Annotated in this window: 23 protein-coding genes and 1 pseudogene; 9 read left to right on the plus strand and 15 right to left on the minus strand. The window is 44.1% G+C overall.

All coding sequences use genetic code 11. The features are described from left to right. Positions 1-3 precede the first annotated feature (3 nt). The gene (locus tag B7991_RS08085) at positions 4-120 is read left to right on the plus strand and encodes an Acyl-CoA dehydrogenase C-terminal domain-containing protein (RefSeq protein WP_254917908.1); all 117 of its coding nucleotides are present in this window, start codon (positions 4-6) and stop codon (positions 118-120) included. Between the two features lie 284 nt (positions 121-404). Next, on the plus strand, positions 405-1,034 hold the full coding sequence (locus B7991_RS08090) for a hypothetical protein (protein WP_088630368.1): 630 nt from the start codon (positions 405-407) through the stop codon (positions 1,032-1,034). 23 nt (positions 1,035-1,057) lie between these two features. Here B7991_RS08090 and B7991_RS08095 read toward each other — a convergent pair whose 3' ends face one another. Next, entirely contained in the window at positions 1,058-1,735 is a 678-nt protein-coding gene (locus B7991_RS08095; RefSeq protein WP_088630369.1) for a hypothetical protein, read from the minus strand. Positions 1,736-1,837: 102 nt separating this feature from the next. Then, entirely contained in the window at positions 1,838-4,666 is a 2,829-nt protein-coding gene (locus tag B7991_RS08100; RefSeq protein ID WP_088630370.1) for a hypothetical protein, read from the minus strand. Positions 4,667-5,168: 502 nt separating this feature from the next. On the opposite strand from B7991_RS08100, the gene B7991_RS08105 reads away from it, so the two are divergent. From B7991_RS08105 to B7991_RS08115, 3 genes are all read left to right on the plus strand, one after another. Then, positions 5,169-5,381: a DUF2281 domain-containing protein gene (locus tag B7991_RS08105; protein ID WP_100424726.1), complete on the plus strand. Its 213-nt coding sequence runs from the start codon at positions 5,169-5,171 to the stop codon at positions 5,379-5,381. Then, positions 5,381-5,785 (plus strand): type II toxin-antitoxin system VapC family toxin, encoded by a 405-nt coding sequence (locus tag B7991_RS08110; RefSeq protein WP_088630372.1) that lies wholly within the window; start codon positions 5,381-5,383, stop codon positions 5,783-5,785. Before B7991_RS08105 ends, B7991_RS08110 begins: the two co-directional genes overlap by 1 nt. A 254-nt stretch (positions 5,786-6,039) precedes the next feature. Continuing rightward, positions 6,040-6,201 (plus strand): Acyl-CoA dehydrogenase C-terminal domain-containing protein, encoded by a 162-nt coding sequence (locus tag B7991_RS08115; protein ID WP_254917890.1) that lies wholly within the window; start codon positions 6,040-6,042, stop codon positions 6,199-6,201. 83 nt (positions 6,202-6,284) lie between these two features. Here the strand turns inward: B7991_RS08115 and B7991_RS14845 are convergent, their stop codons facing one another. Further along, positions 6,285-6,437 carry a hypothetical protein gene (locus tag B7991_RS14845; protein ID WP_176421784.1) on the minus strand — a complete coding sequence of 51 codons (153 nt, stop codon included), beginning with the start codon at positions 6,435-6,437 and terminating at the stop codon, positions 6,285-6,287. A 363-nt stretch (positions 6,438-6,800) separates the two neighbouring features. Here B7991_RS14845 and B7991_RS08125 point away from each other — a divergent pair, with 363 nt between their 5' ends. From B7991_RS08125 to B7991_RS08135, 3 genes are all read left to right on the plus strand, one after another. After that, the gene (locus tag B7991_RS08125; protein WP_088630373.1) at positions 6,801-7,676 is read left to right on the plus strand and encodes a TIGR02172 family protein; all 876 of its coding nucleotides are present in this window, start codon (positions 6,801-6,803) and stop codon (positions 7,674-7,676) included. A 2-nt stretch (positions 7,677-7,678) separates the two neighbouring features. Next, positions 7,679-8,308: a GNAT family N-acetyltransferase gene (locus B7991_RS08130; protein WP_073424915.1), complete on the plus strand. Its 630-nt coding sequence runs from the start codon at positions 7,679-7,681 to the stop codon at positions 8,306-8,308. A 143-nt stretch (positions 8,309-8,451) separates the two neighbouring features. Continuing rightward, positions 8,452-9,018 (plus strand): DUF4230 domain-containing protein, encoded by a 567-nt coding sequence (locus B7991_RS08135; protein ID WP_254917891.1) that lies wholly within the window; start codon positions 8,452-8,454, stop codon positions 9,016-9,018. 1 nt (position 9,019) lies between these two features. Here B7991_RS08135 and B7991_RS08140 read toward each other — a convergent pair whose 3' ends face one another. The 6 genes from B7991_RS08140 to B7991_RS08165 form a co-directional block, all read right to left on the minus strand. Further along, positions 9,020-10,093, minus strand: coding sequence for a hypothetical protein (locus B7991_RS08140; RefSeq protein ID WP_088630375.1), 1,074 nt, complete (start codon positions 10,091-10,093; stop codon positions 9,020-9,022). 80 nt (positions 10,094-10,173) lie between these two features. Beyond that, entirely contained in the window at positions 10,174-11,244 is a 1,071-nt protein-coding gene (locus B7991_RS08145) for a hypothetical protein (protein WP_088630376.1), read from the minus strand. A gap of 178 nt (positions 11,245-11,422) precedes the next feature. Then, positions 11,423-12,304 carry a translation elongation factor Ts gene (tsf, locus tag B7991_RS08150; RefSeq protein ID WP_088630377.1) on the minus strand — a complete coding sequence of 294 codons (882 nt, stop codon included), beginning with the start codon at positions 12,302-12,304 and terminating at the stop codon, positions 11,423-11,425. A 1-nt stretch (position 12,305) separates the two neighbouring features. Then, positions 12,306-13,046, minus strand: coding sequence for a 30S ribosomal protein S2 (rpsB, locus tag B7991_RS08155; protein ID WP_015731872.1), 741 nt, complete (start codon positions 13,044-13,046; stop codon positions 12,306-12,308). 404 nt (positions 13,047-13,450) lie between these two features. Next, entirely contained in the window at positions 13,451-14,260 is an 810-nt protein-coding gene (locus B7991_RS08160; RefSeq protein WP_088630378.1) for an alpha/beta fold hydrolase, read from the minus strand. 12 nt (positions 14,261-14,272) lie between these two features. Next, positions 14,273-14,971 carry a DNA alkylation repair protein gene (locus B7991_RS08165; RefSeq protein ID WP_088630379.1) on the minus strand — a complete coding sequence of 233 codons (699 nt, stop codon included), beginning with the start codon at positions 14,969-14,971 and terminating at the stop codon, positions 14,273-14,275. Positions 14,972-15,119: 148 nt separating this feature from the next. Here B7991_RS08165 and B7991_RS08170 point away from each other — a divergent pair, with 148 nt between their 5' ends. Further along, the gene (locus B7991_RS08170) at positions 15,120-15,896 is read left to right on the plus strand and encodes a hypothetical protein (protein WP_088630380.1); all 777 of its coding nucleotides are present in this window, start codon (positions 15,120-15,122) and stop codon (positions 15,894-15,896) included. Between the two features lie 82 nt (positions 15,897-15,978). Here B7991_RS08170 and B7991_RS08175 read toward each other — a convergent pair whose 3' ends face one another. The 6 genes and pseudogenes from B7991_RS08175 to B7991_RS08195 all read right to left on the minus strand — a co-directional run bounded on the left by B7991_RS08175 (position 15,979) and on the right by B7991_RS08195 (position 22,303). After that, the gene (locus B7991_RS08175; protein WP_369597610.1) at positions 15,979-16,698 is read right to left on the minus strand and encodes a DUF5915 domain-containing protein; all 720 of its coding nucleotides are present in this window, start codon (positions 16,696-16,698) and stop codon (positions 15,979-15,981) included. 21 nt (positions 16,699-16,719) lie between these two features. After that, positions 16,720-16,785, minus strand: a pseudogene (locus tag B7991_RS15115) (class I tRNA ligase family protein); the annotation flags it as partial. Between the two features lie 199 nt (positions 16,786-16,984). After that, entirely contained in the window at positions 16,985-17,509 is a 525-nt protein-coding gene (locus B7991_RS08180) for a hypothetical protein (RefSeq protein WP_088630382.1), read from the minus strand. A 91-nt stretch (positions 17,510-17,600) separates the two neighbouring features. Continuing rightward, positions 17,601-21,092 carry an FISUMP domain-containing protein gene (locus B7991_RS15120; protein ID WP_254917892.1) on the minus strand — a complete coding sequence of 1,164 codons (3,492 nt, stop codon included), beginning with the start codon at positions 21,090-21,092 and terminating at the stop codon, positions 17,601-17,603. Between the two features lie 438 nt (positions 21,093-21,530). Next, positions 21,531-22,031 (minus strand): DUF3368 domain-containing protein, encoded by a 501-nt coding sequence (locus tag B7991_RS08190; RefSeq protein WP_088630383.1) that lies wholly within the window; start codon positions 22,029-22,031, stop codon positions 21,531-21,533. After that, positions 22,028-22,303, minus strand: coding sequence for a UPF0175 family protein (locus B7991_RS08195; RefSeq protein WP_073306418.1), 276 nt, complete (start codon positions 22,301-22,303; stop codon positions 22,028-22,030). Before B7991_RS08195 ends, B7991_RS08190 begins: the two co-directional genes overlap by 4 nt. Positions 22,304-22,374 lie beyond the last annotated feature (71 nt).

Consider the following 22,374-nt stretch of genomic DNA (forward strand, 5'->3'; position numbering starts at 1 on the left):
GAACTGTTCGACAAGAGCATGAAGGTGTACTTGAACCTCGCCGAAGCCGAAGTCGCAAAGCACTACAACTTTGTGAAGAGCCTCCGCGTGGAATCGATGGAGAGCTACAAGCAGGCGTAATTGACGGTAGGGCGGTCGCGCGCCCTGGTGTCAGCCATAAAACTTAAAGGCCTCGGTGATGAACCGAGGTCTTTATTTGTTTATGGGCATTTTTCATACCCACAAGTTTCTCCACTCGAATCATTCTTTTGGACATATATTTTACAATCCACATTCCATCTTGACCTTTCCTCTCTTTTTTATTACGTTAAGTTGAGGTGGAAAACATCTGCTATTCAATAAAAAACATACAAACTCTTTTCAAAAAGATTGTATTAAATATCATTTAGACGAGGTAATTAATTATGAGTACAAGCAAAACAATAACAACAATTACAGAATTGACTCAATACATAAATGAACTGGCAAAAGGATCCGGAGTTCCAGGCATCAGCTTAGTTGGGCATGTCAGCGACATACTTTTTCATATCCATCTAAAATCACGTTTTAATGATTTCATAAGAAACGCCAATATCGATATTGAATTCTTAAAAAAAATTATAAACAATGAGGATTATACAAATTGTTTTTACTCATCTCTCGAAACGGTTCGGCGAACCCATTCAAAAATCGGTTTAGTTGTTCTAGCCTTACTCTACAAAGATTATTGGGACGAACCTGATTTTCTATCCTCCGCAATGAGATCTTTCGCAGAAATATCTGATAGAACGATAAGAACTTTTGTTAAATTGTATGAATCGATTTCCCCAAATGAAGGATTTTTAAAATTAACTGTCACCAAAGACAATAGTGAATATTTTCACGACAACTATAATGAAGCTGTAGAACTGATAAATAGAAATATTTTCGTACAAACAGCTTATACTGGGATGGCAAACAACATGCCCATACAAGGAATGATTTGGGAGCATACAAAAGAATATTATAAATACTGCAAAGAAGCTATCGCTATTATAGACAATCCCCTATTATAAGAATGATCGAATTTACCTATTCTTCAGCGATTCAATTTTTCGGATAGCTTTTCTTTTTCTTCTACCCAATATGTTTTTGCGTCGTGTCCCCAAGCTATTGCTTTATCACAAACACTTATGGCTTCGTCAAACCTTTTTTGTTCCATGTACAATGATTTCAGTTCTCGAAACGCGATTATATTTCCTAAAAAGCCCTCTTGTTTTATTCGACGAACATTCTCCCGAAACTCTTTTGCAGAAATGACATCACGCAAATCTTCGTATCTTTTTATTTCTCTTGCAATTTCTTGTTTTTCCATATCATAGATACTTGCGATATCATCCAAGCAATATTTTTCACAGAGTTTCGCGTATTTATTATCTAATTTTCTATATCTATAGTAAAAGCGAAGAATATCATTGTAAACAAAGTGTCTTTCTACAAGATCCCTCTTTTCTTCAGATTCGGCCAGCTTTCTAATTAGACTATTTTCTAGTATTTCATCAAATACGGGTATAGGCTTAACAGTCTTTTCTTTTTTCTGTTTCTTCTCGGAGGACCTTCGCTTTGTCGCTTTTTTTGCCGAAACAGAATTTTTTACCAACGAATCCTCGACATTAGATTCCTGTATCCTAAAAGACTCTTCTTGTTTAACCCGTGTATCAACGGATTTTTCAGACTCTTTTTTGAATATGCTTTTGAATATTCTTAAAATTCCCATATAATACTTATTTTTCGAATTTTCATTATATAATATAGTCAATAAGTTTAGAACCTAAATAGAACTACATTCCATCTGAACCATATGTATGGAATCGTACAATCACTTTATCCTAACAATTCTAATCTGACTTCCTATTCGTATGAAGAAGGAACCCGCACGCGGTGCTACGATACTGAAATTTGCAGAGTCAACGCGCCCCTTTTGCAATACACGACCTTGCATATCTAAGAGTGCATAAGCCTTACCTACCGGAGCCGCAGAAATTTGAATATTTCTCGAATTCACTTTTATCAGTAGATTTGAATTAACTAGACGAGAAACAAGTATTCCAGTTAATTTTGTACTATCGAAAACAGCCTTGTAAACAGCATCCTCTGTCACCGCAGCCAACTTCGGTGACCATCCTGAAAAATTAAATTCATATTTATCTGAACTTGTTTTTGTTGGAGTTTTACCTTTATATTCAGGAGTATTGCCATAAGAAACAGCTGTCGATTGCAAGGTATCTTTTCCATTCATAAATGTTACGACAAATGTCTTTGCAACACTATCAAAGACTGCGGTATATACAGCCTTATCTTTAACCATTGCAACAGACGGATTCCAGCCCTTAAATGAATAAGTAAAGCCTTTAGATTCTTTCTTTGACGGCTCATTCCCCTCAAATTTGGGCAACGTTCCATATTCATATTCTTTAGCCAGCAAAGTTTCGCCCTCGCTGACAAAGGAGACTTCATAACTTCTTAAAGTGCTATCAAACAAAGCTGTATATGTCGCCTCATCGGTCACTTTAGTCAAAGCCGGAGACCAACTAGAGAACGAATAATCATATTTTGCAGTTGAAGTCTTTTTAGGTGTTTCGCCTTCATAAACCGGGACCTTTCCATACTCAATCTCAGAACCTTGTAAAACTTTTGCACCATTCTGGAACACGACCATATACTTATTTAATGAACTATCAAATTTTGCAGTATAAGATGTTGCTTCGGTCACCTTAGCGATTTCCGGTTCCCATCCAGCAAAGGAGTACGAATACGCCTTTGTAGCAGGTTTTGTTGGAGTCGCATCCTCATACTTCGGAACAGAGCCATAATCATAATCCTTAGAAAGCAGAGTTTCTCCATTTGCCTTAAATTCAATTGAATACTTCTGCAATACAGAATCATAAACAGCTTTATAAACCGCTTCACCCGAAACATTCTCTACAGCTGGCGACCATCCTGCAAAGGAATAAAGATATGCAACTGTATTTGTTTTCTTAGGTATTGTTGAATAAGTTGGTTTTGTGCCGTAATCAAACATTGAAGAGAACAATTCCGTTCCATCATAATCAACATAGCTCACTTTATACTGATTGATTGTCGAATCAAACATAACAGTGTAGTCCGTATGCCACACAGCAGGAGCTATTTCAGGAGACCAGCCTACGAAGGCATAGGTATAGGCAACAGTAGCCTTCTTTGTTGGCTCAGAACCACCATATACAGGAATTTCACCCGAATGAACGGATTGCATATCAAGGACATTTCCTTTTTCATCAAGGAATCTAATGGAATAAACAACATTTTCCCAATCCAAGAACTTCGCTGTAACCGTTTGATCCTTCAAGAAAATCGTTGTCAAATTAATCTCTTTGCCATCGCTATTAAACCATCCTGCAAACGCCTTGCCTTCAGGTGCACGCGGAATTTCTGGAAATTCTGGAACAATTCCTTTATAATTTGTGTAGAAAATAGTTGAATTTTCGCCATCATCAAAAACAATTCTTCGAGTAGGCAAAAGTGAGTCATTTGCGAAAACAGGATACCCATCATATCGGCTCCAAGCACCACTATTTTCATCTGAACCATTTGTTGTGTTCAAAATCCAAGCAAATTGGTCTTTTTGCATAGATTCAGTTTGCTTTCCACTTGAATTTACGACTTTTCCGCTTGCCGCAGAGAAAAAAACTTTCAAAGTTTCATCAAAAGATAAATCGTAATAGGAATTATTCACAACCGCAAGTGTCGTATCGACTCCGGCAATGCCACCTCTTAGATTGCTGCTATTACCTACAGTGTGACAACCATTTATTTGCTCTGCGACACTAAATGAATTAACCAACAGTGCAGTTTTTGATTGGTTCAAGCCAACAAGACCTCCTGCAAAACAAGTGTGGTCAGCAGAGTTTGAGCTAACATTTCCCGAATTGAATCCATCAGAAACGACTCCATTATTTACAGCAACAAGTCCTCCTGCATATGATGAATACAATCCATAAGTCGCGGCTGAAACTTTTCCGTTATTCATACTTCTATTTATAGTCCCATGATTGACCGAGACAAGTCCTCCTGCACGACATACGGAATTGTGCATACTGCAACTTACAAAACCATAATTATGACAGTTTTCAATCACTCCGTTATTACTAACAACTATTCCAGCAGCATAATGTCCGCTTGAAACGTTCACAGTAGAATAATTGAAACTATTTCTTATCATTCCGCTATTACTTATAGCTACACTTGCGGCGCTCCATGTATCATTAAAACTTGAAGATTTTATAGTGACATTTTGCACTATTCCGTTTTTTTCAACAGTTCCAAACAACGCACGTCCTATTATACCATATATTACATGACCATTCCCCTCAAACAAGCCCTCATAACTATTTTCAATTCCAATGGAAGTCCATGTCAATTTAGATTGAGAATCCTTATCCGCCCCCATAACAATGTCATCACCGATGTACACATTTATATCTGTATTACCAATATTCACTTGATTTGCAATCCAAGCCAATTCATCAGGCGTAGAAACGACATAGAATTTTTTACCATCAATGGTCTTTGTAGAAGCAGGTTCAACATTCGCCCCGGTCCATTCTGCAAAAGCATTTAAGGCAAATGCAAGAAGAAGCGTAAGGACCTTATTCTTGGAGGTCATCATATTAACTCCTTGGTTAATTTTCTCGAGGTTAGCCCCACTCCGCAAAGAACTTCGCCAAATTTTGTATGGATACAAGAAAGGCGTAGATCGTTGCATTTACCTAAGTGGGGCTCTCGACTGCCTCTGAACGATAAACACAAACGACCCTCGCCCCAAAAGGGCTTTTGCTCTTTGGCTATACGACCAAAGACCGGCTAAAAGGCCGGTACAGCAAACCGAGATACACCGCAAAACGGCATACCTGCGTGAGCGTTCGCCTTATTCTCGTTCAGGGAAACTGTTGAGATTTCACTTAGAGAACAAGAGCTAAACTCTCTAATATGTCCAATTTAAAAATAACTTAAATGCAACCCAGACGCACGGAAAATTTACAGAAATGCCCAGTTTTGTGACGAAAACGGCTTTTTTGAGCTAAATTGTAAAGGAAGAGGGGTATTCCAAGATGGAAGGGGGTTGCCTTTTTAGCGAGCAAAAAGGTATATTTAGAGTGGAGGATGCTCTTATGCCTATCGAACTACTGGAAAGAATCAAGACCCTTCCCGAGGGATACGAACAAGAAATCGTCGATTTCTTGGAGTCTATCCTATTGAAAGCTGCTCAAGACCACAGGGCATCCAGCAGTCGCAGGATTGGCATTGCCAAGGGTGAATTGAAGTATCCTGACGATATTGACTTCTGCAACGACGAAATCGCAGAACTGTTTGGAGTGAATTAATGAAGGTGCTGCTAGACACCCATATTGCTCTTTGGGCTTTGAACGACGACGAAAAGTTATCCGAAAAAGCAAGAGCCATTATCAGCGATTGGCGAAACGTTATCTACTTCAGCAGTGTTTCCATTTGGGAAATCGAGATTAAGCACATCATTCATCCCAATGAAATGATTAGTTCCGGTTCCGAAGTTGCCGCAAAATGCAGGCGAGCCGAATTTGTCGAACTGCCACTACGAAGCAGCCATATACAGCAACTGCACACCCTGAATAGAAAGGAAGGATGCCCTTCACACAAAGACCCTTTCGACAGGATTCTTATCACGCAAGCTAAATCAGAAGATATGGTTTTCCTAACGCATGATTCTTTGCTCGCCGATTACGAAGAACCTTGCGTAACTCTTGTCTGACAATTCATCAAACAACCGACAAATAAAAAAGAGTCCCAACAGCGGCTAGGTTTCCAAAGAAACGTACGGCATGGAGCCGACCTTCACCTACCAAGGACTCTAAAATCACAATGTCCCCTCTGGGACACTTCTGCGAGAGGTGCGAGGGGTCCTGTTGATGCAAATATACATTCTCTTGTTCTCGGATGCAATGGGAGGAAGCTTCAGCTGATTTCTGCATATGAGCCGAACGGTCTTATAAGGCCGCCAACTGCGTGATGACCCAGTTGCTCCTCCGCGACGCCACCAAGGCACCAGAACTGTTCGACAAGAGCATGAAGGTGTACTTGAACCTCGCCGAAGCCGAAGTCGCAAAGCACTACAACTTCGTGAAGAGCCTCCGCGTGGAATCGCTCGAAAGCTACAAGCAGGCATAAGCCTGCAGGATGTCATCCCCGCGAAGGCGGGGATCTCCCTTTACAAAAGAACCTCGGTGATAAACCGAGGTTTTTTCTTTAATTCACAAATCGGAGAAAACATCTTCCATCGGTTTTCCACAGCCTTCTATAGCATCGGCATAACCGCGTTCCATTTTGCGTTCGAACACTTCGTCTGTTTCTAATAGAGCATCGCAACGCAGTTCATCGCTTGTATTATTTTCAGCATCACTCATACAACAACTACTTGGGAAAATCCCTAAAATAAAAATGTCTCCCACTGGGACACATCAACGAGAGGTGCGGGGAGTCCTGTCGCTACAAATATACCCCCATTTATCATTACACGCAAGAGGGCTTGCATTACGAAAAGGCGCCGACGAACATTGGAGCAGCGTTGTTTCTTTTCTAGGGGCGGGTGGGCGGGACAAGCCGGGCGTTGCGGGTGCGGCACCTGAGCACCCGCTCGAAGGGGTAGCGTAAGACCCGGCCGGGGCGGGGCTGAAGCGAGGGGGATTCCTCCCCCCTTCAAAAAAGTTCCATCTCACGCGCTATCACCCGAAAAATTGTATAGCTTTATAAATAGATGGAGAAATTTTATGGGAGCGAACAACGATTTTCAGAAGATTGATCTGAATGATTACATCCAGACGGGCGAAGGCGGGACTGCGCTCGCGTATACGCATAGGAACGGCAAATCGCTTGCAAAGTTGTACAATCCGGATTTTGACGCAAACACAATAAAAAATGAATTTTGGGCATCGCGGACGGCTTTCGAGTTGGGCATTTCTACACCGGAACCGTTTCGTTTGATTACAGACGGCAAGCGTTTTGGCGGTGAGTACGAGCTCATTGAAGGCAAGCGTTCTTTTTCGCGAATCATTTCGCAGGAGCCCGAACGGCTAGAAGAGATTTCCTTGGAATTTGCACGCATGGCACGAGAGCTTCATGCGACAAAAGCAGATACTTTGCGGCTCAAGTCTTACAAGCAGATGATTACGCAGTTCTATTCCGAAAGGGATTTTGTACCGGAAGACTACAGAAACCGCATCTTGAAATTTTTGGATAAAGTTCCAGATACCGAGACTTGCCTCCATGGCGATTTGCAGATTGGCAACGCCATCACCGACGGAAAGAGGACTCTCTGGATTGACTTGGGCGGGTTCGGTTACGGCGCTCCGGAATGGGACCTTGCACTAATGTGGAACTTGGCTCACATGCCAGATGCAGACAAACTAGACTTTCTTTTCCATCTGCCATCTGAAACGATGAAGGCCCACTGGAACATTTTCTTTTCGGCCTATCTCGGGACTAACGACAAACAGCAAATCGAAGAAGCGACCCGCCGGCTTCCGCTATTTGCTGCAGCGAAAATTCCGTACATGTTCGGAATAGCGTTCCATAAAAATGTGCCCGAGGAATTTTTCGCTCTTCTCACTCAGATGTTGGACCAGTCAGACACAGGTAAGGAGTAACCATGAAACTCGAATTCGGTTTACAGACTCGCGAGGAACTCGACGAAGCGAGCGCAATTATGGCCAGGGCATACGAGGATTACGACTATGTCACACTCTATTTCCGTGATGCAGAAAAAAGCCGAAAGGGGGTGCAGATTTTCATGAACTGCGTCCTAAAAGCAAATTATGGAAAAGCAGATTTACTGGCAGCGCATCGGGACGGCAAGCTGGTTGCCCGCGCAACACTGGAGGCACCCGGCTTCAAGAAACCTTCCGCATTCCAATACATCATACACGGTTTTTGGCGAGTATACCTTAACACGAAATGGAGCGAAATCAATGGATTCGTGGCCATGGACGAAGGCGCCAGCAAGCCCTGCCACGATTTTCAGAAATCAGGGCCGGACATCTGGTATCTCAGCATGCTCGAAGTAGACCCGTCCGCACAGGGGCAGGGCGTCGGTTCGCAATTTTTAACTTATATAGAAGATTATGTACGAGAACGCGGCGGCAAGCAGTTGGCGCTATTCACAAATTCAAAAGAAAACCTCGCTTTTTACAGCAAGCGAGGATACGAGGTTTTCCACGAATGTGAAATCGAGCACGACGGCCGAAAAATCGGCAGCTGGAGCATGAAGAAGACGCTATAGACGAAAGAAATGATGACAAGAAAAAACCGATGAGCTTTACCTTTCGCATCTTTTTTGCATAAATTTATAGCATGAAACCCGCTCTAAAAATAATTGCAATTTTGCTCATCATTTGCGTTACAAGTGTAACGACTGCGCTTGTCATGAAAAAGCTGTACTCCGACACAAAACGGACGAGCATCACAAGCGAGTTTGTGGAGCAGCAAATTAGCGAGATTTCGGAGCTTGCGACGCTCCACCACCACTACCGCAAAAACGCGAACTACCAGGACGCCAAAAAGCTTCTCGAATACATGCCTGACTGGAGAATCAACAAGTCCATCAAAGAATTTTCGCTTGTTTATGAGGGCGATGTCAAGCTGGGTTATGACTTGAAGGATATCAAGATTCTTGTCGAACCGAACTCGCAGAACATTTTCATTTATCTGCCGGAGCCCAAGATTCTGAGCCACAGCATTGATTTCGAGAGCATACAAATTCTTTGGGAAAGGCAGGGCTGGTTCAACAACATCCGTTTTGAGGACTTCAAGCAGTTCTTTATTTCTGAACAAAAGAAATACGAACAGGAGAACAGCGCCGAACTCAAGCGCAGGGCCCGCGAACACGCGATGAAGTTAATCCAGTTGCGGCTCGGGACAACCATAGAACACGGCTACAAGGTCAATCTGGAACAGCGCGACCCCGTACAAGAAATTCCGATTTCAGAATAAATCAATCTTTGCTTAATTCTGTCGGCTTTTCGCCGTCGAGAATGCACCAAACATCGCTCTGTCTATACCTATGAGGTTCAGGACGGCATAACCTTGCGAACATATATTTCGACAAGCCCATATTGCGTTGGATACATTTAGCGCCTTCGTTATAGTGCTCAATAAAGGCTCTACAAGATTCTGCCGGGGTTATCCCAGGGGCAGCTTTATAACCCAATTTGGTACAGGTTTCATTTTCAAAGATCCATGTCTTTTCGAAATCAGTGATTTTCAGATTGTATTTTTCAATGAAAATGGTATCCACATAGTCGGAGTTCGGATTTGCGCCGACAAAGGTCACCATTGAATCGTCCTCGAACCAGCTCTTTTTCCAGCCATGAATAGTCGTATCTTGAGCAGGCGGAACATAGCTGGGATTTTTCACTGTCCACTGAGTAATTGTAGAATCGGTCAGTTTATTCAGAATCAATAGGGATTCATACACTCCATAATAGAAGGTGTCTGCGCCAACCGTAATTTTTTGTGAGTAGGCATACTCATCTCTATGGCAGTCCCCCCATTCATAGGTAGAACAGTACTGATATTCAGTAAACAGAAGTGAATCATTTTGTTCGATAATTATATATTGATACGGTGCATTAGTTATATAACCACCGCCCAATTCTCCTTCCGGTTCATCGATGGTGTAGCAATAGCCATCATCTTCAGGCTGGACCCAGAAAGCGTCCTTTACTTTTTCGCCAAAGATTTCTTTAAAATAGGTCGAATCCTCATCTTCTAGAAGAGGTCCATAGTGATAAATATCGGGTTCAACGCCCGTGGTATCGAAAGGCAGCTTATCGAAATGCGTTTTTTTGGCAGTCGTATCTTGAAGAGGCAATTCCTCGGACGAGGAACTTTCAGTCACATTTTGCGAAGAGGAACTTATTACAGAGGCTTCAGAAGATGAACTTTCCGTGCTGACTTGCGGCAGGTTTCGTTCCGGAGCCTGAACCGAATTAGAATCATCATCACAGGCAAAAAGAGCTAAAGAGACAAGCCCCGTTACGGACAAAGACAAAAACTTTTTCAGCATAAAATTCTCCCGTTTCACAAAATATAATTTATTTAAAACTTTAATGGATGGGGCTAAAGCCCCATGACGCCGAGACTTTCCTATTCATCCGCGGTTGGCATTTCGCTATCGAGAATACACCAGACGGTGTAATGGTCTATTTTACTTGGACGGCACAATCTAGGATAAACGCCTTTGGGAGTTTTCATGTTGCGGGCGGTGCAATCGACAAAACTATTGCGGTAATTTTCCCAGTCCTTGCACTGTTCCTCCGGAGTTCTCGCAGCGTCACGTACAAAATCTTCGGTCGTGCAAGTTTCATTTTCAAAAATCCATGTACTGCCCCAATCCGTAATAGTCAAGCCGTACTTTTTAATGGAAATTGTATCGACATAACTTGAATCAACTTTATTCGCAACAGATGTCACCATGGTATCTTTTTCGAAGACGCTTTTTTTCCATGTACTTGGCGTAGTTTCCTTGGGTTCATAAGACGGATTTGCGGCAATCCAAATAGTCATCGTCGAATCCGTCAACTGCGTTAGCTGCAACTGCTTTTCAGATACGCCAAAGTAGTATTCATCATCTCCGACCTTAATTTTTCGCGAGTATGCTTCCGCATTTTGGCACGATCCCCAAATTGGGACATTTCTGCAATTCCGGATATTCGAGAACATAAGCGAATCCTCTCGAACGACAAGTACGCAATTCGAAACATCACGAACGCCCATATAATCTGTAACGATTTTGCCGTTTTCATAAACATGCATGACCATGCAGTACGGATTAACTATTTCATCGGTCGTGATGAAATGTCCAAGGAACTGACCTGCTTTTTCTCTGGTTTCATTCGAGAATGTATCCGGGTCGATCGTATATTTTATAAGCTGAGGTCTGATTCCCGTCGTGTCAAAGGGAAGCGTTTCGGATACAGAGCTTTGCAATACAGATTCTTCGGACGAAGAGCTTTCTGCCACATCTTGCGATGAAGAACTTGCAGCCGAATTTTGTGAAGAGGAACTTATTTCAGTGGCTTCAGAAGAAGAACTTTCCGTGCCGACTTGCGGCGGGTCTTGTTCCGGTGCTTGGAACGAATTAGAATCATCATCACAAGCAAAAAGTGCGAGAGCGACATAACCCGTTAACGCGAAAGACAAGAACTTTTTCAGCATAAACTTCTCCTGTTTCACAAAATATAGTTTATTTAAAACTTCACTGGATCCTTCGCTACGCTCAGGATGACGCTGAAGTTCAATAAAAAAACTGGCCGCCCCGCGAGGGACGACCAATTTAATTTTCGGTCTGGATCCTATCGCCTCTATCGAGGCTCCAGGATGACAGCAGGCGAACTTAGTTACCGCGTTCGAAGCGGATGAAGTTCACGACCTTCAAGCTGGTAAGGCCGAGCTGCTTTGCAACGACTTCCTGGAGGTAGTCCTTGACAGAGAGCTTCTTCGGGTTCTTTTCAGACATGAAGAATTCCTGGTCTTCGAGAACGATTTCCTTAAGGACCTTAGCCACGCGGCCATCAATCTGGCGCTGCATGAATTCAGGCTTGGTCTGCTTGCCAGAAGCTTCGATCTGAGCCTTGGCAATTTCCTTTTCCTTTTCGATCGTTTCAGCCGGAACTGCAGCATCGTTCAATGCAACCGGAGCAAAAGCAGCGGCCTGCATAGCGATGTCCTTAGCAGCCTGCTTGAGAGCAGCTTCGTCAGCAGAGCCTTCGAAAGCGAGTTCAGTGATAACACCGATCTTGCCCTTCATGTGGCTGTAAACGCCAAACACGGAGTTCGGGACCTTCTTGATTACTGCAAACTTGCGGAAGTCAATGTTTTCCTGAATCTTCACGAGGACGTCCTGGAGGCGGTCATTGATCTTGACGCCATCGACGACAGCGTTCTTGAGATCTTCGACGGAAGCGATATCCTGCGTTTCAACAGCCTTGGTGGCCATAGCAGCGAGGGCAACGAAGTCGTCGTTGTTGGAAACCGGTTCAGTTTCGCAGGTGAGTTCGAAAGCGGCAGCCTTGTCAGCAGTTTCGATAAGGTAAACGCGGCCTTCCTTAGCAGCCTTGTCTGCGCGCTTTGCAGCGACAGCAGCACCGTGCTTGCGGAGGAGTTCAACGGCCTTGTCCATGTCACCGTCAGTTTCGACGAGTGCCTTCTTGCACTGCATCATGCCGACGCCAGTCTTCTGGCGGAGTTCGTTAACGAGGGATGCGGTAATCTGCATATTACTTGTCCTCGCCGTTGTCGAACTTCTTCACTTCTTCCTTGGATTCCTTCTTGTCAGCAGCGACGCGCGGCTTGACGTTAGCAGCGATGTAGTCCACAATGAGCTTGAGGGACTTCACAGCGTCGTCGTTTGCCGGAATCGGGTAGTCCACGAGGGTCGGATCGACGTTCGTGTCGCAGATGCCGATGATAGGAATGTGGAGACGGCGAGCTTCTGCAACAGCGATCTTTTCGTGAGCGAGGTCGGTCACGACGAGAAGGCCCGGGAGGTTCACCATTTCGCGGATACCACCGAACACGTCGAGGAGCTTGGCGCGTTCACGAGTCTTGTCGAGGACTTCCTTCTTGGAGAGAGCCTGGAAGGTGCCGTCCTGTTCCATGGTGTCGATCTTGTCAATCTTCTTGATGGACTTGCGGACAGTCTGGAAGTTCGTGAGCATACCACCCAACCAACGGTTGGTGACGGAGAACTGGTTGCAGGTAGCAGCAGCGTCGAGCACGCACTGACGTGCAGTCGGCTTCGTGCCAACGAAGAGCACGGTCTTGCCAGATTCAGAAATCTTGGCAGCAGCCTTAGCAGCTTCTTCGAGGAGGTCACGAGTCTTGGAGAGGTTGAGAACGTAGATGCCGTTCTTTTCTGCCAAGATGTACGGTTTCATTTTCGGATTCCAGCGCTGAGTCTGGTGACCAAAGTGGGAGCCTGCAGCAAGCAGATCTTCGACGGAAGGCAAATTAGCCATAGTATATTTTCCTTTTCGGTTGTTACTACCCGGACTGCAATTAAGCCACAAAGCGAAGTCAATATTAATTGTACTGCGCCACCGAAGCGACTCTTGCAAGCCGGTGATTGTTTACGCCCAGGCGATATTGCCTGAGCTAGCGCAAAGATAGAAAAGATAGACGAAAGACGAAAGACGAGAGACGAAAGAATATGCTTAAAAACAATGAAAATAGTTGGAAGTAGGAAGGAAATGCAGGAAAAAGGCCGTTTTAGGGGGTAGGAAGTGCGCAAAAATACGCTTTTTATTTTATTGGAGGGGGAAGAATCCCCCTGATTGCAGCCCCATGTCATCCCCGCGAAAGCGGGGATCTCCATTGGTCTTACATCACCCCCACGAGCGGGGAGTTCCCCGCAACGCCCCCACTACTTTTTCAAGAACTCCAAAATCCTTGCACGGTAATCCGGGGCTTCGTCATAAGCTGCGTGGCCGTAGTTCTCGTAAACGTAGAGTTCCACCGGTACGCCATTTTGCTTTAGCACTTCGGCAATTTCACGGGATGCAATTACGCCCAGAACCTGGTCAAGTTCGGCGCCCAAAACAAACGTCGGGCACTTGAGCTTTTCGAGTCCTGCAAAAGCATCGTATTCAAGGCAGGCCTTTGCCAAAACGCAAAATCGAGCCATGTCCTGTTCAGTCGCATTCGTATTCATGCGCATCAGGCTCTTTTTGTACTTGCGGATTGTTTCAGCAGAAAAAACTTTATCTATAAAATTCGAGCAGAGGGCTTCGATATCGCGAGCTTCGGCGAGGCGTTTCCATTCCGTCATCACCGCGCGAGACATTTCGTTCAAGCGAGCAGCACTGCAACCGAGCGCCAAGCGTTCGACCTTCTGCGGGTATTGTTCAGCAATGATTTGCGAAATCATGCCACCCTGCGAAATTCCAATGAAGCAGGCGCATTCAATGCCAAGAGCATCCATCGCTTCGGCAGTGTCAGCAGCCATCTGTTCCATCGGATACGATTCACCGAAATTCTTTTTGCGGTCGAATAGGTAAACCGTAAAATCGTCTGCGAATATTTTGTACGAATCCACCACCATCGAGGCGAGGCCCATCGTACTCTTAAGACTCATCCCCGGCAGCAACACGAGCGTACGCGCGCCCGTGCCAAACTTGAGGTAGTCCATTTCAAAATTGTCAGTTTTTACGGTCTGTACGGTATAATCAATCATATTTTAAAGATACTATAATTTTAAGGTCTTCAGATACGCTTTTTGCTCATCCGTGATGCGATAGCTTTCAATCGCCTTCTGGATAGTCTTGTTATGCGTCCATGTATCGAGCGCATGTTTTTCAATGAACGGGAGTGTCGCCTCGTACTGCTTTGCAAGTGCCGTCGCAAAGAACCACGCCACCATCATATTGAGGTAATATTCCTCGCTGCGGATTTTCGCAACCCATTTCAAAAATTTCGGATCAAAGTCATCGTCCAAAAAGAACGACATCAAAGTTTCAATGCCAAAACGTACCGTGTAGACATCGGTCACGGGAGCTTTCATCCAGCGCTCAACATCTTTCAAAAGTCGCTTGCGGTTCGCAGCCTTCGCAAAAACCTTGGGGCGCATCTGGTCACACGTTGCCCAGTTATCCACGTACGGCAAAAAAGCATCGATATGCGATACACAATCATCATAATCTTTAATTAAAGACAAAATAAACGCATGTATTTGATTTTCGTCGTAATACTTATGCGGGAGCGTGGTCAAGAATTTTTCCACATCGGGGTGATTTGCAAATTCCTTTGCAATCGCACGCAAGTCGGGAGTGCGCACGCCGATAATCGACTTTGCATCCGTCGTCGGGATCAGCTTGCTATGGAAAGCCTTGAACTTCAAATCCTGTTTTTCAAAAAGTGCTTTTTGAATTTCGTTGATGATAGACATAAATTCTCCTCGAACCACAAGATAAAAATTTTCTGAAACGACATTTTATGACACTCGATATTTGTATATTAAGTTTTAGATTTATGCATAAATACACATACATGCATAAATCTAAAAAAAATAGGATTCCATTAGCAGGAGGCTTCCAATGGCGACCATCAAAATAGACGACACAAAACCATTCCCAAACTTCGTAAAAGAACCGGAAAACAAACGCGAATCAGCCCTAGATTTCTTCAAGCGGCAATCGAACGGTCTAAAGCTGATCAGTGATGAAATGGAACAGGAGAAAAAGGAACAAGACGAGATTCGCGAAATCCAGAAAAAAAGCTTCGAACGCAAGCGCAAGCTGTTCTATGACAATTTGGACCTTATTTTGCGGCATAAGGACGAAATTCTTGCATCACCTCGGTATGCAAATATCGACGTGCACTACGCCATCAAGGGTGGCGGTCTTTACGTGGGCCCACTACAGACTTCAAGGCGATTCTGCATCGCAGGCAGCATCGTTACCGTCAACCTCAGGTTAGCAACGCTCCTCCGCATTTGGGAAACCGACCAATTCCGCGTGGACTGTTCATGCGGCGGGACCGCCCTTATCCGCAGCTTTACAGGTTCACCGCTTTCAGGAGGCTCGCAAGCAACATCGTATTGTCCCGAATGCAAAAAAGAAACGCGCGTTGCGAACCGCAATTTCGGCAAGTATTTCTGGTTTCTACAGACCAGACTTTCCGAAGATGTCGAAACTGTCGCGAAAGATTTCATCGGCAAATGGGCACTTGCCGAAGTAGAATACGGGAAGAAGATTGCCGAAGGCAAAACAATAGACCCGAAACCCGGAGCCGAATTTCACGGCGATGAGCAATACTGCAACCTAGAAACAATGATCCAAGAGCTCAAGCTAAAGGAGTTCGAGGAAGGTTAATTCATTTTTGCTAGACAAAGGAACAAAAAAAAGAGGCGCCCCGTTTGGAACGTCTCTTTTAAATTGCGCGACTTTCGCCTTATTAAGCGCGGACCGTCGTGAAGCTGAAAGCTTCGCCGTCGGCGTCGTTGGCTTCGAGGCCATCGACGGCGGCAGCCCAAGCAATCTTCACAGCTTGCGTCTCTCCGGCGATGTAAGCCTCGTTCTCCGCAACAGCCTGCTTGAAGACGTCACTTGCAGAGAACAGCGTCACTTCGATCTTGTCGGTGATGGCGTAGTTCTGGTCCTTACGGCGGTTCTGGATGCGGTTCACGAGTTCGCGGGCCACGCAGGCGCGGCGGAGTTCGTCCGTAATCTTCAAGTCCAGAGCCACGGTGAAGTGCTGGTTGGCTTCCACAGCCATACCGTCGGCCACGATGCGGTTGAGCATCAGGCAGTCGGCACCGACTTCACCAAAGTCGAACTTGATGGTTTCGCCATTCTGCAGAGCCTTGATTTCATCGACGCTCAACGAATTCAGCTTGGCAGAAATCACCTTCATGTTCTTGGCATAATCCGGGCCCTTCGCCTTGATGGCAAGGAAGTTCGGCTTGGCGGAGAGCTTCACGAGCTTCGTCTCATCTTCGAGGAACTTCATTTCACGAACGTTGAGTTCTTCGAGGATCAAGTCCTTCATGGTCTCGGCAACGTTCTTTTCTTCGGTGCCGTGAGCAACCACCGTCATGCTGGCAATCGGCATACGGTTCTTTACGTTGTTCGTAGTGCAAATCACGCGGCCCATTTCGACCATGCCACGCACCATGGCGATGCGTTCCACGAGATCCTTGTTTTCGAACGGATAATGGCGGCTAGCATACGGCATAGAACCGGATTCAAACCAGCAGTCGAAAACTTCAGGCGTTCCCTTGCCTTCGGCAAGGTCGGGCTATATTGCAAGGCAACCCGTGCGCATCTGCGGCACACCCGCGTCGCTCTTACAACCAAGCCTCGCTTCGCGAGTCTTGTCCCCAAGGGGTCACTATCCCTAACGCAGAAGCGATAATTTGTTCACTCAGCACTGTTCAAATTAGAAATACTCTCCGCATTTATTATGGAACTCTTGTGATTTCTTTGGCTCTTGTAAAGGTAAAGAAGCCATTTTTACAATCACTTTTGTACCTTGACAATTTCTTTAAACCACAACTACTGAATGCAAATTCAAGAAATTTTTTTAGGTTTTCCTCTGATAATGAACTCAAATAGAGGGTTTTACCCTCATTACTAAAGCCATAATTTGTTCCAAATTTAACATTTACCGCATTAAGAATTGCTTGACAATTTTTTGTATCTGTAGGACAATCTATTTTATGGTTGTCTTTTCGTTTAAAGCCCAAATTAAAGAACGTTCCCCTAGGTTCTTCCCTACTAACACAAATATCAAATTTGTATTCATTTTCACCATATTCAAAATAGTAGGCCAAGTAAAGTCTTCGATTGTCTTTACAATCTGAAACAAAGGTCCCTATTTCAGAATCACAGGCAATTTCAAGCTTATCCCTCAAATTGCAAAGGGTTAGTAAGTGCTCGTGACAAAGCAATATATATGCCATAGCAAGTTCAGCGTCAGTACTCAAAATCGCACCTCATTTTTTATGAATTTTATAAAGATTCAGATTCTATTTTATCTTTTCATTATAAGTCTTTAGCATATTAATGATTGCAGGCTTAATCCTTGAGGCAACGAACAAAAACTTTGCCAGACTTTTCTGCGCCACTAAAAGTCACTCGATCCGTTGCCAAGTATAGGTAAAGAGCTGTAGTTTTCCCATTACTGAAAGTCGTAACCTGAGTTGTACTCCAAAAGCGAGCATAATACTCATCACGATCTCTGCCGATAGGAAGTGCTGAAAAGCCATAAGCATCTGTTGCATCGGGCCACTTTTCAAGACCTTTTATTTGCAAAGCGTATGGAGAAGATTCTACAGATGAATACAATCTACTCCATTCTTCACCTGTAGGCAAATGCCATCCTTCAGGGCAAACTCCACGCACAGGATGTGTAGGCGTGCAAAAATTTCCATATCCGCATTCTTTCCCGTTGGTACTAAATGTTCCTGCACTATCCATAGCAATAGCCCATGAATAAAGGCGTCCATACTTTACGCAACTATCTGCAGAATTGCCGAGACACGAAGACCGTCCCGTCATGCTCGGATACGCCGAACTGTCAGCATAATTCAGGTTTTCAGCCATCCATGTTTGCGTTCCGATAACAATAGTCTTATAAATTTTACCATCTCTTGAATCAGTTAAAAAGCCATAAGTAAACTCTATAGAAATATTCCACAAACTTTTATTGCAATGAAATACAGAATCCCGAGCAACTGACACATTTTTCCTTATTTCGGTTCCTTCAGTATAGCTGACACAACCTTTATCAAGAGAGATTTCAATGTCAGTAGCAGTTCTGAAGGAACCTCCATCGCAAACATATCTATTAGACGATTCAATTTCACCATCAACAATTGTACCATCCATCAAACAAGTTTTGCCGTATGTATCATACTCCAAAGCAGTTGCCGTTTTCCAGTTTTTTGACTTACAAATGTAATAAATACCCTTAGACTCGCCAACTTCTTTTTCTCGGCTAAGAACGCAACCGCCCAAGTCAATTTCAGCACTAGTCGCAGTAGTCCAAATTTTCGACTTACAGATATAATATGCACTACCGTCTTTAGCAACCTCACTTTCGCGGGCAGTTGTGCACCCTCCCAAATCTTTTTCCACACTTGTCGCAGTTTGCCATTTGTCATTTTTATAGATGTAATAATTACTTGTATTTACGCTTCCAGCCTTTACTTCGCCTTCAGTTCCAGCGTTCCAGCCATAAGTATCATACTCAAACGCAGTTGATTTTGCCCATACAGAAGACTTACACGTGTAATACATTTCAGCAGATTTGCCAACCTCGCCCTCACGACTTGTTACGCAAGCACCCAAATCATATTCAACATCATTTTTACACGCTCTCCAAGTTCCATTCTCATAAACATAATGATTGTCCACATACACATTTCCGGGCTTTACTTCGCCCTCGGTTCCTGCCGCCCAACCATAGGTATCATATTCCAACACACTCGCTTCTTCCCAATTTTTCGATCTACAGATGTAGTATACACCACTAGCCTTGCCAATCTCGTCTTCACGACTAACTAGACATGCACCAAGGGTATTTTCAGCTTCATTTTTCGCAGCACGCCAAGATCCATTTTCGTACACATAGTATTTACTTGTGTTCACTTTACCTTTGCGAACTTCACCTTCTTTGCCCGCACCAAATTGATAAGTATCATACTGCAATTCTGTTGCTACTGACCATTTTCCACTAGAACAAACATAATACGTTTCATTAATCTTTCCGATTTCGCCACTACGTTTGGAATCACATATACCCAATGCCGTTTCATTTTTCGCAACACCCCATTTCCCATTTTCAAACACATAGTAGGTTTCCGTCACATTACCTTTTTTGACTTCACCCGACTTTCCATCACTCCATTCGTATGTATCTTTTTCAAAGTCCGTAGCCTTACGCCAGCCATTGGCTTCGCAAATGTAATGAACATTGTAGTTTTGGCTGGACTTATTCGTATTCAGAGAGACCACGCCATAACGCGTCGAAGCACAACCGCCCAAGCCATACGCATTATTCCAGAAGATTGTCAGGTAATTTTCGTAGCTAGGAATATCCACAATGTTCCAGGTTTTCACATTGGCACGCACTGGAGTTGCGTCGAAGCTTTCCGCCCAGTCTGCCATTTTCGCCTTGGTCGCTCCAGCACTTGCACCGTTCCATTCGCCATCATCCGCAACATCTTTGCGGAATTCATCCACAACCTTCTGAATTTCGGCTTCACTACGGTTGCCAATGAACAAAAGCGATATCGCCATCAGCGTAGAGTTCGCATCGTAATAGGAATTCGTCGATGCAACGAAGGTTTTTAGATTTTCGGAATATTCCACCGTTGTCGCAAAACCGAGAGCAGTCATAATTTCATAATCTGCCTGTTTCTTGGCGGCATACACGCTATAGCCCTTATTCACAAGAGTCACGGCACGATCATATTCAAGATGCGTGAGCAAGTTGATATTCACATCGGTACGTTTGGTCAAATCAGTCAATACACGAAGCGTCATTGAATCTTTGGACCAGTCGCCAGTAATTTCGTTACGCCACAAACCACGTACTTCTAATTCCGCATAAGGGTAAACCATATTCACCTTCGGAATCACGAAGTCGCCCTTGTTGCTGGAGATTTCATCGACATATTCGCGTCCCGAATAAATCAGCGAATCATTTCGCAGTAGCATTTCACGCAACAGGAGCGGAGAATCAAATTTGAACGGACCCTTGTGAGCCGCACCTAGAATAGAGGCGTTCTGGACAAGATATCCTTCAGCAAGTTCAGGCTCCCATTTCACGGAATCGCAAACAAAGAAAACAGAATCCTTCTTTGCAAGAACCCTCTGTTTGGCGTTACCCACATTACATAATGGAAGATTTTCTCTGTCAGCGACAACATCGTAGCCGAGGTAACCTTCATCCTTTTCCCACTCCTTCGTATTGCATGTGTAATACGAAGAATCTGCAAGTATCAAAGCACGAACATCTTTGTTGGACGAATTGCATTCAATTAGATCAGATTTTGCCTTTACCACAACATAGCTTGTTTTCGCCGAAGAACTGCTAGAACCATTTTCTGAACCCTCGTCAACATCACCAGATGAACTCGGCGAAACCGATGACGAACTTTCTTTAGGTTCATCTGAACTAATAGGAGTTTGTTTTTGCCATTTTTCATTCTTACAGACAACAAAGCCCTCGGTTGAACTCAAGTAAGCAACCGAACCCTCGCGTTTGTCCGTACAACTCGGCAAATCTTCCACTTCATCTTCCGTATAGTCAATTTTCTTCCACGAATCATCGTAGCAGACATACATCTTGCCATCTTCAGTCGATTCAACTTCGGCCATGCGCTTGGAAGTACAACTCGGCAAGTCTTCTTTTGACGCATAAGATGTCTCCATAGATGGTTCGGCAGCACTCGACTTGTCGCTGTCATCACCACCGCATCCGGCGAGAACAGCAAGTACGGAACCCGCCAGGAGAAAGCCCATCCAAGAATACTTTGCAAGAGAAACTGTCCGCTTTTTCATAGTGCATCCCTTTGACCGACATCTTTCGGCAGCCCCAAATTGCACAATCACAACGACCTCGTTAATGTTTAGAATTTGTACTAAACAAAAAGCGTGAGCCGTTGTCAGTGCAATTCCACTTGAGGCTCTGGAAAACCCATCTTCGAAATGCACAAACGGCCCATGCCCAGAGGGCGTGAACCTTTGCGACTTATTCTCGAAGATTTCGAAATTTTCCAGATTTCCAAGTGGAGAACAAGGGCAATGCTCAAACTATGTCAATTCGGTTTATTCTATAAACACCTCGTTAAAATTCTACCAATTTAAAAGTAACTTAAAAATGGGCCAAACTCTCAAAAAGTTTACAAAAACGAGCGTTTTTGTCATAAAAATGGCGAACTCGGGCCAATTTGTAAAGAGGAAAGGGTGTTTTTAGGGAGAAAAAGGAATAGAAAGGGCCTATTTCTTATTGTGAACCAGCGACAACAGAAGGTTGAAAAGTTTTTCGCCGATAAAGCGGTTCATGCCCCTAAGCATCGTAACACTTTGGTCAATTTCATCTGCAGTAAGCAACTTTTTCTGATATGCTGCAAAGAGAATGCCTATACTTCCGGTAATCGTTAGTTTCATGCTCTCTGCAACAACACGGCCCTTGCTTTCATCAATCAGCAAAAGACTCGGTTGCTTTTCGTCTGCCAAGATAATCGCTTCGCTTTCGCCCAGGTCCAACCCCGTCGCCCGCAGCAATAGGGAAACTCTATCTGCTGAAAGGTCCGAATGGACTTCTAAAAACGGGCAATTCCTAAAATACTCCGCTTCTTCAGGGTATTCAGTATTGCGAGTCAATTCTTCAAACACAGCAAAAGGGATGTGTACGGAATTATATAGTTTATTTAAAACATCAATCCGTCCAATTTTGAACAGAGTCAATAATGGAGTCGTGTCAGAGACAACTATCACTTAGACTCTCCGCAAGCAGCTAAAGCGTTTGCAATATCGCGTTCAAGTTCCGCTTCGTCCATGTCAATATACGGGATGCCCATAGAGCCATACAGCTGGATAAGAGACCACTTGTCCATTTCAAGAATCTCGGCAGCACGGCCATGCGAAATAGTCCCATTTTGAATATAGGGGTACAGGAGCATCGCACGTTGTTTCAGCCACATATCACGCTTATTTACATAAGGTTCCATTGCAGCTGTTATTTCAATTGTAGCGGTTTGCATATTCATACCTCACCCATAAATATACACTTTTTAAAACAAAAGACCAAATAAAGAAAGCGCCCTTTCACAAGGAAAGA

The organism is Fibrobacter sp. UWB3 (genome assembly GCF_002210405.1).
Lineage (GTDB): Bacteria > Fibrobacterota > Fibrobacteria > Fibrobacterales > Fibrobacteraceae > Fibrobacter.